Annotated in this window: 13 protein-coding genes; 5 read left to right on the forward strand and 8 right to left on the reverse strand. The window is 72.7% G+C overall.

Going from position 1 to position 16,577, the window contains the following annotated elements; all coding sequences use genetic code 11:
• Positions 1-17: 17 nt before the first annotated feature.
• From ACFHW1_RS01255 to ACFHW1_RS01275, 5 genes are read right to left on the reverse strand one after another with little or no spacing between them, the layout of a single operon-like run.
• Positions 18-1,106, reverse strand: a complete 1,089-nt coding sequence (locus tag ACFHW1_RS01255; protein WP_416551311.1) for a uroporphyrinogen-III synthase — start codon at positions 1,104-1,106, stop codon at positions 18-20.
• The gene (gene nirD, locus ACFHW1_RS01260; protein ID WP_416551312.1) at positions 1,106-1,468 is read right to left on the reverse strand and encodes a nitrite reductase small subunit NirD; all 363 of its coding nucleotides are present in this window, start codon (positions 1,466-1,468) and stop codon (positions 1,106-1,108) included. The genes ACFHW1_RS01255 and nirD overlap by 1 nt, the downstream gene beginning before the upstream one ends.
• Entirely contained in the window at positions 1,465-4,044 is a 2,580-nt protein-coding gene (nirB, locus tag ACFHW1_RS01265) for a nitrite reductase large subunit NirB (RefSeq protein WP_416551313.1), read from the reverse strand. Before nirB ends, nirD begins: the two co-directional genes overlap by 4 nt.
• Positions 4,041-5,498: an FAD-dependent oxidoreductase gene (locus ACFHW1_RS01270; RefSeq protein ID WP_416551314.1), complete on the reverse strand. Its 1,458-nt coding sequence runs from the start codon at positions 5,496-5,498 to the stop codon at positions 4,041-4,043. The genes nirB and ACFHW1_RS01270 overlap by 4 nt, the downstream gene beginning before the upstream one ends.
• Positions 5,495-7,642 (reverse strand): molybdopterin oxidoreductase family protein, encoded by a 2,148-nt coding sequence (locus ACFHW1_RS01275; protein ID WP_416567421.1) that lies wholly within the window; start codon positions 7,640-7,642, stop codon positions 5,495-5,497. The genes ACFHW1_RS01270 and ACFHW1_RS01275 overlap by 4 nt, the downstream gene beginning before the upstream one ends.
• Before the next feature lie 421 nt (positions 7,643-8,063).
• Here ACFHW1_RS01275 and rplM point away from each other — a divergent pair, with 421 nt between their 5' ends.
• The 3 genes from rplM (at position 8,064) to glmM (ending at position 10,583) form a co-directional block, all read left to right on the forward strand.
• Positions 8,064-8,507, forward strand: a complete 444-nt coding sequence (gene rplM / locus ACFHW1_RS01280; protein WP_416551316.1) for a 50S ribosomal protein L13 — start codon at positions 8,064-8,066, stop codon at positions 8,505-8,507.
• A gap of 20 nt (positions 8,508-8,527) precedes the next feature.
• The gene (rpsI, locus tag ACFHW1_RS01285; RefSeq protein WP_416551317.1) at positions 8,528-9,010 is read left to right on the forward strand and encodes a 30S ribosomal protein S9; all 483 of its coding nucleotides are present in this window, start codon (positions 8,528-8,530) and stop codon (positions 9,008-9,010) included.
• A gap of 208 nt (positions 9,011-9,218) precedes the next feature.
• Positions 9,219-10,583, forward strand: a complete 1,365-nt coding sequence (glmM, locus tag ACFHW1_RS01290) for a phosphoglucosamine mutase (protein ID WP_416551411.1) — start codon at positions 9,219-9,221, stop codon at positions 10,581-10,583.
• Between the two features lie 57 nt (positions 10,584-10,640).
• On the opposite strand, the gene ACFHW1_RS01295 is transcribed toward glmM, so the two are convergent.
• A complete protein-coding gene (locus tag ACFHW1_RS01295) occupies positions 10,641-11,849 on the reverse strand; it encodes a pyridoxal phosphate-dependent aminotransferase (RefSeq protein WP_416551318.1) in 1,209 nt (402 codons plus the stop codon).
• A gap of 150 nt (positions 11,850-11,999) precedes the next feature.
• On the opposite strand from ACFHW1_RS01295, the gene glmS reads away from it, so the two are divergent.
• Positions 12,000-13,940, forward strand: coding sequence for a glutamine--fructose-6-phosphate transaminase (isomerizing) (gene glmS / locus ACFHW1_RS01300; RefSeq protein ID WP_416551319.1), 1,941 nt, complete (start codon positions 12,000-12,002; stop codon positions 13,938-13,940).
• Between the two features lie 130 nt (positions 13,941-14,070).
• Here the strand turns inward: glmS and ACFHW1_RS01305 are convergent, their stop codons facing one another.
• Entirely contained in the window at positions 14,071-14,325 is a 255-nt protein-coding gene (locus tag ACFHW1_RS01305) for a zinc ribbon domain-containing protein (RefSeq protein WP_416614658.1), read from the reverse strand.
• A gap of 354 nt (positions 14,326-14,679) precedes the next feature.
• Entirely contained in the window at positions 14,680-14,811 is a 132-nt protein-coding gene (locus ACFHW1_RS01310; protein WP_416589839.1) for a hypothetical protein, read from the reverse strand.
• Between the two features lie 172 nt (positions 14,812-14,983).
• Between ACFHW1_RS01310 and ACFHW1_RS01315 the strand changes: the two genes are divergently transcribed.
• A complete protein-coding gene (locus ACFHW1_RS01315; RefSeq protein WP_416551412.1) occupies positions 14,984-16,519 on the forward strand; it encodes an NAD(P)H-hydrate dehydratase in 1,536 nt (511 codons plus the stop codon).
• The last annotated feature ends 58 nt before the right edge of the window (positions 16,520-16,577 follow it).

The raw sequence follows: 16,577 nt of genomic DNA on the forward strand, positions 1-16,577 counted from the left end.
GCCGGGCGCGGCCTTCCTCAGTCGATCGGCAGCCGGTAGCCGCGTTTGACCACGGTCTGAATCACCCCGGGCGTACCCAGCCCGGCCCGCAGCCGGGCCACCGCCATCTCGACGGCGTGCTCGTCGGCACCTCGGGGCAGGGTGCGCAGCAGCGCGGCCCGGGACAGCACCCGTCCCGGGGTCTGCGCCAGCGCGCGTAGCACCGCCATCGGTGCCGGTGCCAACGGGCGTAACTCACCGTCGATCACTGCGGCGTGTCCGCGCAGGGTGAGCAGGTGTCCGCCGACCTTCAGGTTGACCGCCCGCCGGGGCAGTTCGTCGACGATGGTCCGGACCAGCGCCCCGAGTCGGGCGCGAGCCGGTGCGGTCACCGGCACTCCGTGCCGGCGCAGCGGCGCCGCGGTGACCGGACCGACGCAGGCGGCCAGTACGTCGGTCCGCATCGCCTCGAGCACCGCGTCGGCGTTGGGCCCGGCGGCGCGCAGCAGCGCTCCGACCGCCGGCGCGGAGGTGAAGGTGACCGCGTCGACGAGCCGGCCGGCGACCAGGTCGACCAGCCGGTGCAGTGGTGCCGGGTCGGTCGGCGGCGCCCACCGGTACACCGGCACCTCGATCACGGTGGCGCCGGCCGCCTCGAGCGCCGCCGAACACTCCGGTTGCCGTTCCCCGTGCAGCTGCATCGCGATCACCTGGCCGGCCACGCCGCGGGCCCGCAGATAGTCGGTGACCTCGTCACAGCTCTCCGACGCGGGTGACCACTGGTCGTGCAGGCCGGCTGCCCGGATCGCGCCCCGGGCCTTGGGACCGCGGGCCACGATGTAGGCGCCGCCGAGCACCGCCCGCAGCGGCTCGGCCAAGCCCCACCCCTCTGCGGCCTCCAGCCAGCCACGCATGCCGATGCCGGTGTTGGCGATCAGCACGTCCGGCGGATCGTCCAGGCAGGCCCGGGTCGATGCCCGTAGTTCGGTGTCGTCGGCCAACGGCACGATCCGCAGTGCCGGGGCGAGCACCACCCGGGCACCCCGTCGTTCCAGCAGCGCGGCCAGCTCGTCGCGCCGCCGGTCGGCGGTGACCCCGATGGTGAATCCGGACAGCTCGTCGGACATCACTGGTCCTGCCGCCGACCGAGCACCTCGATCAGCCCGTCCCGACAGCGCAGCCGGTAGGTCGGCACGGCGACGCCCGGCAGATCCAGACATTCGCCGGTACGCAGGTCGTAGATCTGCTTGTGCAGTGGTGACGCCACGGTCGGGATGTCCCCCCGGGTACCGACGATGCCCCGGGACATGACGTGGGCACCGGCGACCGGGTCCTGGTTGCCGATCGCGTACAACGTCCCGTCGTAGGTCCGGAAGACCGCCACCTGCTCGCCGTCGACCAGCGCGGCAACGCCCCGCTCCGGCTCCACCCGGGAGTACGGGCACACCGGTGTCCACTGGGCGGTGACGTTGACTGTCTGCACACTCATCGGCGTACCTCCAGGGTTGTCGGGAGACCGAGCGCGACGGGCCGGCGCTCGCCCAGGGCTGGCACCGGCTGGCCCCGCTCGACCTCGAAGGTGATCGACGGGTCCGGGGTGTCGGGTGCGTTGACGAAGGAGGCGAAGCGGCGTAGCCGTTCCGGGTCGTCGATCGTGTCCCGCCACTCGTCCGAGTAGGACTCGACATGCCGGGCCATCGCCTCGTCCAGCTCGGCCGCCAGCCCGAGCGAGTCGTCGACGATCACCGATCGCAGGTGGTCCAGGCCGCCGTCCATCGCCTCGATCCAGGCCGCGGTGCGCTGCAGCCGATCGGCGGTGCGGATGTAGAACATCAGGAACCGGTCGATGGTACGAACGAGTTCCTCGGTGGACAGGTCACTGGCGAACAGGTCGGCGTGCCGGGGCCGGAAGCCGCCGTTGCCGCCGACGTAGAGGTTCCAGCCGGCGTCGGTGGCGATGATGCCGAAGTCCTTGCTGCGCGCTTCGGCGCACTCCCGGGCGCAGCCGGATACCGCAGACTTGATCTTGTGCGGGGCGCGCAGCCCCCGGTAGCGCAGCTCCAGGGCGACCGCCAGGCCGACCGAGTCCTGCACCCCGTAGCGGCACCAGGTGGAGCCGACGCAGGACTTCACCGTCCGCAGCGCCTTGCCGTAGGCGTGACCGGACTCGAAGCCGGCGTCGACCAGCCGCCGCCAGATCTTCGGCAACTGCTCGACCCGGGCACCGAACAGGTCGATCCGCTGCCCACCGGTGATCTTCGTGTAGAGGTTGAAGTCCCGGGCCACCTCGCCGATCACGATCAGCTTCTCCGGGGTGATCTCCCCACCGGGTATCCGCGGCACCACCGAGTAGGTGCCGTCGCGCTGGATGTTGGCCAGGAAGTGGTCGTTGGTGTCCTGCAGGGTGGCCTGCTCGCCGTCGAGGACGTAGCCGTTGCCCAGCGAGGCGAGGATCGAGGCGACCACCGGCTTGCAGATGTCGCAGCCCCGGCCCCGGCCGTGCTCGGCGACCAGCTGGGAGAAGGTCCGGATACCGCGTACCCGGACGATGTCGAACAGCTCCTGGCGGCTGTGGTCGAAGTGTTCGCACAGCGCCGTTGACTGGGCCACCCCGGCGACGGACAGCAACTGCTTGAGCATCGGTACGCAGGACCCGCAGCTGGTGCCGGCCCGGGTGCACGCCTTGATCCCGGCGACGTCGGTGCAACCGTCGCCGATCGCGCCGAGGATCTGATCCTTGGTGACCGCGTTGCAGGAGCAGACCTGGGCGCTGCCGGGCAGCGCGTCGATGCCGGCCCCACCGGCGGCACCGTCGGACCCGGCCGGGGCGAGCAGCGCCAGCGGCGGGCCCGGCAGCGGCCCACCGACGCTGGCCCGAAGCGTCGGGTACGCCGTCGCGTCGCCGACCAGCACCCCGCCGAGCAGGGTCCGCGCGTCATCGGAGAGCACCAGCTTGGCGTAGACCCGGGTGGCCGGGTCAGTGAATGTCACGTCCAGGCAGTCGGTGGTGGTGCCGTGCGCGTCACCGAACGACGCCACGTCCACCCCGAGCAGTTTGAGCTTCGTGGAGGTGTCCGCGCCGGGGAAGGCAGCGGTGCCGCCGAGCAGCCGGTCGGCGACCACCTCGGCCATCGCGTAGCCGGGGGCGACCAGCCCGTAGCAGCGGCCCGGTTCGCCGTCGACGCTGACCGCGGCGCACTCGCCGACCGCCCAGATGTGCGGGTCGCTGGTCCGGCAGGTGGCGTCGACGGTCACCCCGCCGCGCTCGCCGACGGCCAGCCCGGCGGCGCGGGCCAGGTCGTCGCGGGGCCGGATGCCGGCGGCGACGACCACCAGGTCGGTCTCCAGTTCGGTGCCGTCGGTGAGGGCGGCCCCGTGCGGGGTGCCGTCCGGCCCGGTGCGGATCGCCGACGTCGCGGTCCCCAGGTGCACGTCGACGCCGAGGTCCTCGACGTAGCGGCGCAGCATCGCCCCGCCGGCCTCGTCGATCTGGACCGGCATCAGCCGGGGCGCGAACTCCACCACATGGGTACGCAGGCCGAGCAGCCGCAGCGCGTTGGCGGCCTCCAGGCCGAGCAGGCCGCCGCCGATCACCGTGCCGACCCGCCGGTCGGCGGCCGGATCGGTGGCGAAGTCGCGGATGGCGACCAGGTCGTCCAGCGTCCGGTAGACGAACACCCCGTCGCGCAGGCCGCCGCCGTTGGCGCCGTCGGTGGGGCGGTGTGCGCCGTCGATCGGCGGGACGAACGGGTACGAGCCGGTGGCCAGCACCAGCGCGTCGTAGCCGTACTCGCCGTGGTCGGTGACGACCACCCGGCGGTCTCGGTCGATGCGCCGGGCCGGCTGGGCCAGCCGTAGATCCACCCCGTCGTCCGGGGTGTGCACGCTCAACTCGTCCGGCCCGACGCCGTCGAAGAAGGCCGACAACCGGACCCGGTCGTACGCCGGCCGCGACTCCTCGGCGAGTACCGTGACCTGCCATTCGCCGCCGGTGTCACGGGAGCGGACCGCTTCGACCAGGCGCTGCCCGACCATGCCGTTGCCGATGACGATCAACCGGTTCACGCTGGTACCTCCACGTCGGAATCCACAGATGAGAGCCAGTCGACGATGCCGGTGACCGCGTCGGTGCAGCTGCCGCAGCCGGTGGTGGCCCGGGTGGCGGCGACCACCTCGGCGACCGACCGGGCACCGGCGCGCCAGCAGCGCACCAGCGCGCCCTTGCTGACCGTGTTGCACTGGCAGACGGTCGCCGCATCCGGCATCAGTGCCGGACTGGTCGCCGGCGCCGCGACGGTGCCGCCGACCGCCCGGCCGAGCAGCAGCGCCCGCCGGTCGGCCGGCACCGGACCGCCCCGGTCGAACAGCTGGATGACGGTGCCGACGGCCGGGTTGTCGCCGAGCATGATCGCCCCGGTCAGCCGGTCGTCGCGGATCAGCAGACGGGCGTACGTGCCGCGGGCCGGGTCGGCGAAGCTGAGCTCCTCGGTCTGCCCGTCGGCGCCCGGCCGGGTGTCGCCCATCGCGGCGAGGTCGATGCCGGCGGCCTTGAGGCGGGTCACCGTCGGCAGTGGCCGGTAGCGGGCACCCGGGTCGTCGCCGGCCAGCACCCGGGCCAGCACCTGGGCCTGTTCCCAGGCGGGGGCGACCAGCCCGGTAACGACGCCGTCGTGTTCGGCGCAGTCCCCGATCGCCCAGATGTGCGGGTCGCTGGTGGCCATCCGGTCGTCGACCATCACACCGCGCCCGACCCGTAGCCCGGCCCGCCGGGCCAGGTCGGTGTCCGGCCGGACACCGCAGGCCAGCACCAGCAGGTCGGCGTCCAGCTCCCGGCCGTCGCCGAGCCGCAGCCGGACCCCGTCGGTGGTGGCGGTGACCGACTCGGCGGCGGCGGCCAGCTCGGTGCCGACGCCGAGGCCGGCCAGGGTACGGGCGAGCACCGCGCTGGCGGTGGCGTCGAGTTGACGCTCCATCAGCTGACCGACCTTGTGCACCACCCGTACGTCCAGTCCGCGGGCGGCCAGCCCCCGGGCGGCTTCCAGGCCGAGCAGGCCGCCGCCGAGCACCAGCGCGGTGCGGGCACCGTCGGCGGCGGCGAGGATCCGCCGGCAGTCGTCCAGGGTCCGGAACACCGCGACCCGGTCGGGCAACCCCGCTGGGCCGTCGGTGCCGGTCAGGCCGGGCAGGTCGGGGACCACGGCCCGGCTGCCGGTGGCGAGCACCAGCTGGTCGTACTCGGTGGCGGTGCCGTCGGCGGTGCGCACCGTCCGGGTGGCCGGCTCGATCGCGGTCACCGCCAACCCGGACCGCACGTCGATGCCGTGCCCGGCGGCCTCGGTGAGCGTGACGTCCAGCTCGTCGGCCCGGCCGGCGAGCAGGTTCGACAGCATGATCCGGTTGTACGCCCGGTGCCGCTCCGCCCCGTACACGGTGATCTTGTAGTCGCCGCGCCGGGCGGGCAGCTCGGCGGCGAGCCGGGCACCGGCCATGCCGTGGCCGACGATGACGATACGGTTCACGCTCGCTCCACCCTGACCGCACAGATCTTGAACTCGGGCATCCGGGATGTCGGGTCCAACGCGTCGTTGGTGACCGAGTTGATCCGCCCCGCGCCACCCCAGTGGAACGGGGCGAACACGGTGTCCGGGCGGATCGACCCGGTCAGTCGGGCCGGGGCGCGCATCTCGCCGCGTCGGCTGGTCACCCTGACCGGGTCGCCGTCGGCGACGCCGAGCCGGGCGGCCAGGTCCGGGTGCAGCTCCACGAAGGCCTCCGGGGCGGCACCGCGCAGCGGCGCGATCCGGCGGGTCTGCGCACCGGACTGGTACTGGGCCAGCACCCGGCCGGTGGTCAGGTAGAGCGGGTAGTCGGCGCAGACCTCCTCGGCGGCGGCCCGGTGCTCCACCGGCACGAACCGGGCGCGCCCGTCCGGGGTGGCGAACCGTTCGGTGAACATCCGTGGGGTGTCCGGCCGGTCCGGGTCCGGGCAGGGCCAGAAGACCCCGTCGGCGGTGTCGATCCGCTCCCAGGTGACCCCGGCATAGTCGGCGACCCCGCCGGCTGAGGCCCGGCGTAGCTCGGTGAAGACCTCGGCGGGGTCGGCCGGGAACTGCCCGGCCGGGCAGCCGAGCCGCCGCGCCAGGTCGGCCAGCACGGCCAGGTCGGTGCGGGCGCCGGACGGGGGTGGCCGCAGCGCGTGCCGGCGCAGCACCCGGCCCTCCAGGTTGGTCATGGTGCCGTCCTCTTCGGCCCACTGGGCGGTGGGCAGCACCACGTCGGCCATCGCCGCCGTCTCGGACAGCACGAAGTCGGCGACGACCAGCAGGTCCAGGTCGGCCAGTCGGCGTTGGACCCGGCCGGCACGGGGTGCCGAGACCACCGGGTTGGAGCCGAAGACCAGCAACGCCTTCGGCCCGGCCGGGGTGCCGAGCGCGTCCAGCAGCTCGTACGCGGAAACCCCCGGCCCGGGCAGGTCGGCCGGGTCGACGCCCCACACCCCGGCCACGTGTGCCCGCGCCGCCGGGTCGTCGATGCGCCGGTAGCCGGGCAGCTGGTCGGCCTTCTGGCCGTGCTCCCGGCCGCCCTGACCGTTGCCCTGGCCGGTCAGGCAGCCGTACCCGGAGCCGGGCCGGCCGGGCAGCCCGAGGGCGAGCGCCAGGTTGACGTAGGCGCTGACCGTGTCGACGCCCTTGGCGTGCTGTTCGGCTCCGCGCGCGGTGAGGATGACGACCTTCGCGGGCGGGGCGTCGGTCGCGCGTCGGTCGCCGCCGGCCAGCGCCCGCGCCGCCGCCTCCAGATCGCCGATCGGTACCCCGGCGAGCCGTTCCACCCGGGCCGGCCAGTAACCGGCGACGGTGGCCCGGACGGTGTCGAAGCCGGTGGTCCGCTCGGCGACGTAGGCCTGGTCCACCCAGCCCTCCCGCAACGCGACATGCAGCAGCGCGTTGGCCACCGCGAGGTCGGTGCCGGGGGTTGGCTGCAGGTGCAGGTCGGCCAGGCGGGCCGTGGCGGTGCGGCGGGGGTCGATCACGATCAACGTACCGCCGCGCTGTTTCATCTCGGTCAGGTAGCGGGCGAACGGCGGCATCGTCTCGGCCACGTTCGCGCCGACCAGCAGCAGGGTGTCGGCGGTGCCGACGTCGGCCATCGGGAACGGCAGGCCGCGGTCGACGCCGAAGGCCCGGATCCCGGCGGCGGCCGCCGAGGACATGCAGAACCGGCCGTTGTAGTCGATGTTGCGGGTGCGCAGCGCGACCCGGGCGAACTTGCCCAGCGCGTACGCCTTCTCGTTGGTGAGCCCGCCGCCGCCGAACATCGCGACCGCGTCGCGGCCGTGTGCCTGCGCAATGCCGGTGACGTCGGCGACAATCCGGTCCAGCGCCTCGTCCCAGCTGGCCGGCCGCAGCTCGGCTCCCGGTCGGTCACGGACCAGCGGGGTGGTCAGCCGCTGCGGGTGGTCGAGCAGCTCGGCAGCGGTCCAGCCCTTCTGACAGAGCCCGCCCTGGTTGGTGGGAAACTGCCGGGGCAGCACCTGCACGCCGCCGTCGGCGCTCGCGCGCAGCCGCATGCCGCACTGCAGCGCGCAGTACGGGCAGTGGGTGGCCACGGTCCGGTCGACTGATTCGCCGGTCGGCCCGATGGTCACCTGCACGCTGCCTGGCATGTGCGAAGCGTGCCGGGGGGCGATTTCACCGCGACGTCCCGATTGTTTCCAGCCTGCTAAGAGCAGCTCACACGGACCGTTGTCAGGGGGTTAGCCAGCCCATCTGCTGGGACCTCCGGCGTACCGGTGCCGACCAGGGGTTTTGACCGGCGTGCCGGGCAGCGGGTATCGTCGCCTGCTGTTGTGCGACAACCGAGGGGCGTCCCTCGCCAGACCCGTCACCGTCCCAGGTCACCGTCCGTGGATGTAGCTCACCGTCTACGGGAGGCCCCGTCCGATGATGCCGGGTCAGCCGGGGTATGCTTGTCGTTCGCGCGCGCGTTCTCTGCCAGGTCGCCCGGTTCCGGGTCGCCCCGACGGCCCGCGCGTTACCTGACGACCGACGCGCGACCCCAGACCGACGACGAGACAAGGTAGACCTGTGCGTACGTACAGCCCGAAGCCGGGTGAGATCGAGCGTCAGTGGCATGTGATCGACGCCTCTGACGTCGTGCTGGGCCGCCTGGCCACCCACGCCGCCACGCTGCTGCGCGGCAAGCACAAGCCGACTTTCGCGCCGCATGTCGACACCGGTGACTTCGTCATCGTCGTCAACGCCGGCAAGGTGGCGTTGACCGGCAACAAGCGGCACACCAAGGTGGCCTACCGGCACTCCGGTTACCCCGGCGGGCTGAAGCAGGTCGGCTACGACGAGCTGCTGGCCAAGCGCCCCGAGCGGGCGATCGAGCTGGCCGTCAAGGGCATGCTGCCGCACAACAAGATCGGTGCCAAGCTGATCCGCAAGCTCAAGGTCTACGCCGGCGCCGAGCACCCGCACGGCGCGCAGCAGCCGGTGCCGTTCGAGATCAAGCAGATCGCGCAGTGAGCGCGGGCGAAGGAACAAGCATGACCGAGACCACCGAGGCCAGCCCGGTCGCCGTTGCCGAGACCGAGCCGGCCCCCGCCGTGACGCCCGCGCCAGTGGTGCGCGCGCCGCGCGGCGAGCGCCCGATCCAGACCGTCGGGCGGCGCAAGGAAGCCATCGTCCGGGTGCGGATCGTCCCCGGCTCCGGCAAGGTCACCTGCAACGACCGCGAGCTCGAGGAGTACTTCCCGAGCAAGGTGCACCAGCAGTTGATCCGGGAGCCGCTGGTGACGGCTGAGAAGGCCGAGGCGTTCGACGTGATCGCCAACCTGCGCGGCGGCGGCATCACCGGCCAGGCGGGCGCGCTGCGGCTGGGTATCGCCCGGGCGCTGTGCGCCAACGACGGCGACGACCGCCCAGCGCTGAAGAAGGCGGGCTTCCTCACCCGCGACGACCGGGTCAAGGAGAGCAAGAAGTACGGCCTGAAGAAGGCTCGTAAGGCTCCGCAGTACTCGAAGCGCTAGTCCGATACGGCTGAACGGGCGGCTGGGACACCTCCTTCGTGGGGTTTCTCGGCCGTCCGTGCTTTTTTGTCTAGTTGATGCGGATTTTTCCGTTCATCGGCAGTATCTTCATCGGTTGCCGGCTCGCTCGCCATCGCAGCGGGCGGATCCGTCCCCCCGAGGGGCGGTGGAGCGGCACCGTTAGCGGGACCATCGGAGGATGACAGGTATGGCGCGGCTGTTCGGCACCGATGGCGTACGCGGGCGGGCCAACGCCGATCTCACCCCGGAGTTGGCGCTGGCGGTCGCGGTCGCCGCCGCGCACACCCTGGCCGAGCGGGATCCGAGCCGTCAGCCGCTGGCCGTGGTCGGCCGCGATCCGCGGGCCAGCGGCGAGATGCTGGAGGCCGCCGTCGTGGCCGGGCTGACCAGCGCCGGCGCGAACGTGCTGCGGGTCGGCGTGCTGCCGACCCCTGGCGTCGCGTTCCTGGTCGGGGAGACCAAGGCCGACTTCGGGGTGATGCTCTCCGCGTCGCACAACCCGATGCCGGACAACGGCATCAAGCTGTTCGCCGCCGGCGGGCACAAACTGCCGGACGATCTCGAGATGAAGATCGAAGCCGCGATCGGCGCGGCGATCGAGGGCGACGGCTCGATCGGCCGACGGCGGCCCACCGGGGCCGGTATCGGCCGGGTGAGCGACCTGCTGGACGGAGCCGAGCACTACGTCGGGCACCTGGTCGGCACGGTCGACCACCGGCTCGACGGGCTGCGGGTGGTGGTTGACTGCGCGAACGGCGCGGCGGCCGAGGTCGGCCCGGTCGCGTACCGGGAGGCCGGCGCGGAGGTCATCGCGATCAACGCCGAGCCGAACGGGCTCAACATCAACGACGGTTGCGGGTCGACCCACCTCGACGTGGTCCGGGCCGCCGTCCTCGAACACAGCGCCGACCTGGGGCTGGCCCACGACGGCGACGCCGACCGGTGCCTGGCGGTGACCGCCGACGGCACCGAGGTGGACGGCGATGAAATCATGGCGATCCTGGCGCTGGCCATGCGCGACGCCGGCACGTTGACCGCCGACACCCTGGTGGCCACCGTGATGAGCAACCTCGGGCTGCGGCTGGCCATGTCCCGGGAAGGCATCAAGCTGGTCGAGACCAAGGTTGGTGACCGGTACGTGCTGGAGGAGCTGCGGGCCAGCGGGCTGGCGTTGGGCGGTGAGCAGAGCGGGCACATCGTGATGCCCAGCTACGCCACCACCGGCGACGGCGTGCTCACCGGACTGCAGCTGATGTCCCGGATGGCGGCCACCGGGACCTCGCTGGCCGGTCTGGCGGCCACCGTTACCAAACTGCCCCAGGTGTTGATCAACGTGCCGGTCGGCGACCGGGTTGCCGGTGCCGGCGACCCGGCGGTACGGTCCGCCGCCGAGCAGGCCGAGGCCGAGCTGGGCGGCACCGGGCGGGTGCTGCTGCGCCCGTCTGGTACCGAGCCGCTGGTCCGGGTGATGGTCGAGGCGACGACGGTGGAGACTGCCCGTTCGGTCGCCGAGCGGATCGCAGCTGCTGTCCGCGCGGTCAGCCCGGCCTGACCAGTACGCCGGCAAGCCTGATCGACCGGGCCTGAACCTGCCACCCGGCCTGCTCGGTCAGCCGGCCGGTTGCAGGCCGGCCAGTCGCCGGCTGGCTTCGGCGAGGACCTCGGGACGTTTGCAGAAGGCGAACCTGACCAGCAGCCTGCCGGCGTCCGGCTCGTCGTAGAACACCTGGGTCGGTACGGCGACCACTCCGCAGCGCTCCGGTAGCGACAGGCAGAATTCGATCCCGTCGGTGCCGCCCAGCGGGCTGATGTCGGCGGTGGCGAAGTAGGTGCCCTGCGGCACCAGCACCCGGAATCCGGCCTCGGACAGCCCGGCCACCAGTTGGTCGCGCTGCGCCTGCATGTTCTGCCGCAGCCCGGTGAAGTAGCTGTTCGGTAGGTCCAGCGCCACCGCGACGGCCGGCTGCAGCGGCCCGCCGTTGACGTAGGTGAGGAACTGCTTGACCCGGGCGGTGGCGGTGACCAGCGTGGCTGGCCCACTGGCCCAGCCGATCTTCCAGCCCGTACAGGAGAAGGTCTTGCCGGCCGACGAGATGCGGAGCGTCCGGTCCCGCATCCCGGGCAGGGTGGCGAGCGGGACATGTGGGGTGTCGGCGTCGGTGAAGACGAGGTGCTCGTACACCTCGTCGGTGACCGCCCAGATGTCATGCTCCTGGCATATCGCGGCGATCGCGGTGAGCTCGGCGACGGTGAAGACCTTGCCGGTCGGGTTGTGCGGGGAGTTGAGGAGCACCAGGCGGGTACGTGGCCCGACCGCGGTGCGCAGCGTGGCCGGATCAAAGGCGTACCGGCCGTCCCCGTCGGGGCGTAGGGTGACCGGCCGGCGGACCGCACCGGCGAGCGCGATCGCGGCCGCGTACGAGTCGTAGTAGGGCTCGAAGCAGATCACCTCGTCACCCGGCTCGCACAACGCGAGGATGGCGGCGGTGATCGCCTCGGTCGCCCCAGCGGTGATCAGGACCTCGGTCTCCGGGTCGTAGTCGAGCCCCCAGAAGCGCTGCTGGTTGCGGGCGACAGCGGTGCGTAGCGCAGGGGTGCCGGGACCAGGCGGGTACTGGTTGTGGCCGCCGCGCAGCGCCTGGGTAGCGGCCGCCAGCATCACGGTGGGCCCGTCGGTGTCCGGGAAGCCCTGGCCGAGATTGACCGCGCCGGTGCGGACGGCAAGAGCGGACATTTCGGCGAAAATCGTCGTGCCGAACGGGCGCATGCGGCGGACCAGGGGGTCGATGTCGGCGGGGGTGCCGGGGGAGGTGGCCACCTCGCCACTTTATGCGGTCCATTGAAGCAGATGACGGCGCCCGTACTTTGCACTATAAGGCGGGTTTGATCGGTTACTGCTCAGCGTGCCTGATCGATTGCGGGGGTTATGCGCACCGCCGATGAGCGATCGTGGGCTACGCTACGACCCATGTGTGGAATCGTGGGGTACGTCGGCGCGCGGCCGGCGCTGGGCATCGTGCTGGACGGGCTCCGGCGGCTCGAATACCGGGGTTACGATTCGGCCGGCGTGGCGATCGTCTGTGACGACGAGCTGCGCACCGAAAAGCGGGCCGGCAAACTCACCAACCTGGAGAAGGCATTCGGCGACGAGCGGTTCGGCACCGGCACCGCCGAGGACACCACGACGGTCGACAGCACCTGCTGCCCGGCCACGGTCGGCATCGGTGACGGCACCGCCGGCATCGGCCACACCCGGTGGGCCACCCACGGCGGACCGACCGACCGCAACGCCCACCCGCACCTGTCCCGCGACGGCCGGGTCGCGGTCATCCACAACGGGATCATCGAGAACTTCGCCAAGCTGGTCGCCGAGCTCGAAGCCGACGGGGTCGAGTTCGTCAGCGACACCGACACCGAGTGCGCAGCGCACCTGCTCGCCGCCGCCCTGGCCGACCTGCGTGCGGCCGGCGAGCCGGAAGGGCCGCGACTGCTGGCCGCCGCGATGCGTCGGGTGTGTCAACGCCTCGAAGGCGCGTTCACCCTGCTCGCCGTGGACGCCAGCATCCCGGACGCGGTGGTCGGTGCCCGGCGCAACTCCCCGTTGGTGGTCGGCCGTGGCCCGGGTGAGCACTACCTGGCCAGCGACGTCTCCGCGTTCATCGAGCACACCCGCGACGCCGTCGAGCTCGGTCAGGACCAGGTCGTCCTGATCACCCCGGACAGCATCGAGATCACCGACTTCTCCGGCGCGCCGGCGCTCGGCCGTGACTTCCACATCGACTGGGACGCCTCCGCCGCCGAGAAGAGCGGCTACGACTACTTCATGCTCAAGGAGATCGCCGAGCAGCCGCAGGCGGTCGCCGACACGCTGCTCGGCCGGCTCACCGAGACCGGCGAGATCATGCTGGACGAGGTCCGCCTCACCGACCAGGACCTGCGTGACGCCGACAAGATCTTCATCGTCGCCTGCGGTACGGCGTACCACTCCGGGATGGTCGCCAAGTACGCCATCGAACACTGGACCCGGATCCCGTGCGAAGTGGAGCTGGCCAGCGAGTTCCGCTACCGGGACCCGGTGCTGGACCGGTCCACCCTGGTGGTGGCGATCTCCCAGTCCGGCGAGACGATGGACACCCTGATGGCCCTGCGGCACGCCAAGGAGCAGAAGGCCCGGGTGTTGGCGATCTGCAACACCAACGGCTCCACGATCCCGCGCGAGTCCGACGCGGTGCTGTACACCCACAGCGGCCCGGAGATCGCGGTCGCCTCCACCAAGGCGTTCCTCACCCAGCTGGTGGCCTGCTACCTGATCGGCCTGCACCTGGCCCAGGTGCGCGGCATCAAGTACGCCGACGAGGTGGCCGCCGTGGTCAGTCAGCTGCAGGAGATGCCGGGCAAGCTGCGGCAGGTGCTGGACTCGATGGAGCCGGTCCGCCAGCTCGCCCGGGACCTGTCCACCGCCAACCAGGTGCTGTTCATCGGCCGCCATGTCGGCTACCCGGTAGCTCTCGAAGGCGCGCTCAAGCTCAAGGAGCTCGCCTACATGCACGCCGAAGGCTTCGCCGCCGGCGAGCTCAAGCACGGCCCGATCGCCCTGATCGACCAGGGCACCCCGGTGGTCTGCGTGGTGCCGTCGCCGGCCGGCCGCGGCATGCTGCACGACAAGATCGTGTCGAACATCCAGGAGGTACGGGCCCGAGGCGCCCGTACCGTGGTGATCGCTGAGGAGGGCGACACCGCCGTGGCGCGGTACGCCGACGATCTGATCTACGTACCGCGTACCCCGACGCTGCTGGCCCCGCTGTTGACCACGGTGCCGCTGCAGGTGCTCGCCTGCGAGATCGCCGCCGCCCGGGGACACGACGTCGACCAGCCCCGGAACCTGGCGAAGTCGGTCACCGTGGAGTGACCGCCGCGCCCGTGCCGGGGCGGCTGGCAGCCGGGTTGTTCCCGGCCCACTGACATCCTCGCCGCCCTAAACGACGGCGATTCCAGCCACGCTGCGCGTGACACGCGCAGTGTTCTGGTGGGTTACCGTTCTACCGCGCGGTGCCGGGACGGGTCCCGGTCCTACCCCGCGCTCCACGGTCGTTGACGTCCGCCTGCCCGGCGGCCTTGATGTTGATCGCCGCGTTGACATCCCGGTCGTGGAGACTCCCGCACGGACAGACCCACGACCGGACGTTCAACGCCATCCGCTCGTTGATCCGGCCGCAGTCCGAACACATCCGGGTGGACGGGAGCCACCGGTCCACCCGGCGAACGTACGCCCGCGCCGCCTTGTACTCGACCATGCCGACGAACCACGCCGATTCGACCGTCCCGGTCGATCGCCTGACCGAGCACCCCCGCCGTGGCGACCCAGTCGGCGAGCACCGCCTTGGCCCGGGCCAGCTGCTCGGCGTACCGGCTGAGGATCTGGTCGACGACGCACAGCGCCGGGCCGACGGCGTCCAGCCGGTCACCCAGGCCGGCCAACCGGGTGTCGGCGGCGGTCGCCGCCGGGCCGGACCAGCCGGCGCGCAGCGCCCGGGCCGACCCGGCCACCTCAGCGGCCCGCCGCTCGACCGCTGGTTGCCGCCGCCGCCAGCCGTACGCGGCCCGCTGCCAGGCCGCCGGGTCGGCCCGCCACAGCTGCTGGTACGTGATCACCCGGCCAGCCGGTGGACCGCCAGCCAGTCGGCGGCGTCGTGCAGCACGGCCGGCCGCACCCGCAGCGGCCCGCCGCCGGCCGGGCCCACGTCGTTGCCGGGCAGTTCACCCACGTCGCCTCCGCTCACTCATATCGCCTCCGTCGGCATGCGTCGATGGGCAGACGCTATCCGGAACCGACAGCGTGGCGGGGGACCCTGTGGACAATCGGCGCAGCGGTTACCGTCCCACCGGTCACCACCGCCGGTAGGGTGACCATGGGTGGTGCGCGACGAAGGCGGCGCGGCGGAGGTGCGAGGAATGATCCAGGTGTGGCGGGTGTCCGACGTCCGCAGCGCCGAGCAGGCGCTGATGGCGACCGTTCCACCGGGGACATTGATGCACCGGGCCGCCGCCGGCCTGGCCCGCAGGTGCGCCACCCTGCTCGTCGAGCGCGGCGGGGTCTACGGTGCCGAGGTGCTGCTGCTGGTCGGCTCGGGCGACAACGGCGGTGACACGCTGTACGCCGGAGCCCGGCTGGCCCGCCGGGGCGCCCGGGTCACCGCCTGGCTGCTGCGTCCGGACCGGGCCCACTGTGGCGGGCTCGCCGCGTTGCGGGCCGCGGGCGGCCGGGCGGCCGACGGTCGGACCGCCGACGGTGCCGGCCGGCACGCGGACCTGATCCTGGACGGGATCGTCGGCATCGGCGGCACCGGCGGGCTGCGGGAGCCGGCCGCCGGTGCGCTCGCCCGGGCCGGCGAGCTCACTTCGGCACGTGGCGGTCGGCCGGTGCTGGTCGCGGTGGACGTGCCCAGCGGCGTGGCGGTCGACACCGGCGGGGTGCCCGACGGCGCCGCGGTGCCGTCGACCGGAGCTGGCCTGGCCGGGTCCGGAGCTACCGGGGCCGGGACGGACACCGTGCGGGCCGACGTCACCGTCACCTTCGGATGCCTGAAGCCGGCCCTGATGGTCGGACCGGCCGCCGTCCGCGCCGGCCACGTGGAGCTGGTCGACATCGGCCTGCGACCGTGGTTGCGCGGCACACCCGTGTTCGAGGTGCCCGGTCGCGACGACGTGTCAGCCTGGTGGCCGACGCTGGCCCCGGCAGCCGAGAAGTACACCCGGGGAGTCGTCGGGGTGGCGACCGGATCAGCGACCTATCCGGGCGCGGCGGTACTCTCCGTCGGCGGGGCGGTCGCCGGGCCGACGGGCCTGGTCCGGTACGCCGGCAGCGCCGCCGCCCAGGTGCTGGACCGGTACCCCTCGGTGATCGCCACCGGTCGGGTCGCCGATGCCGGCCGGGTGCAGGCCTGGGTGTGCGGCTCCGGGCTGGGCGGCGGGGAACACGCCGTGACCGAGCTGCGGTCGGTGCTGGCCGCGCCGGTGCCGGTGGTGCTGGACGCCGACGCGTTGACCATGCTGGTCGACGGCAGCTGGGCGGAGCAGCTACGCGGCCGGCAGGCACCCACCGTGATCACCCCGCACGATCGGGAGTTCGCCCGGCTCGCCGGCCAGCCACCCGGCGACGACCGGGTCGGGGCCGCGCTGCGGCTGGCCGCCTGGATGCGGGCGACTGTCCTGCTCAAGGGCGACCGTACGGTGGTCGCCGCCCCGGACGGACGGGCGTACGTGAACGCCACCGGCACCCCGGCGCTGGCCACCGGCGGCACCGGCGACGTGCTGGCCGGCCTGCTCGGCTCGCTGCTCGCCGCTGGGCTGGACCCGCAGCGGGCGGCGCTGGCCGCCGCGTACGTGCACGGCCTGGCCGGCCGGGCCGCTGCCCGCAACGGGCCGGTCACCGCGGTCGAGGTGGCCGCCGCGCTGCGCCCGGTGGTGGCCGACCTGACCGACGGGTGATGGTGGCCTTCCAGCGGGTGACGATGATCTGACCCTGGTCGGTGCCGACCTGACCGGC

Source organism: Micromonospora sp. LOL_014, assembly GCF_048060245.1.
Classification (GTDB): Bacteria; Actinomycetota; Actinomycetes; order Mycobacteriales; family Micromonosporaceae; genus Micromonospora_E.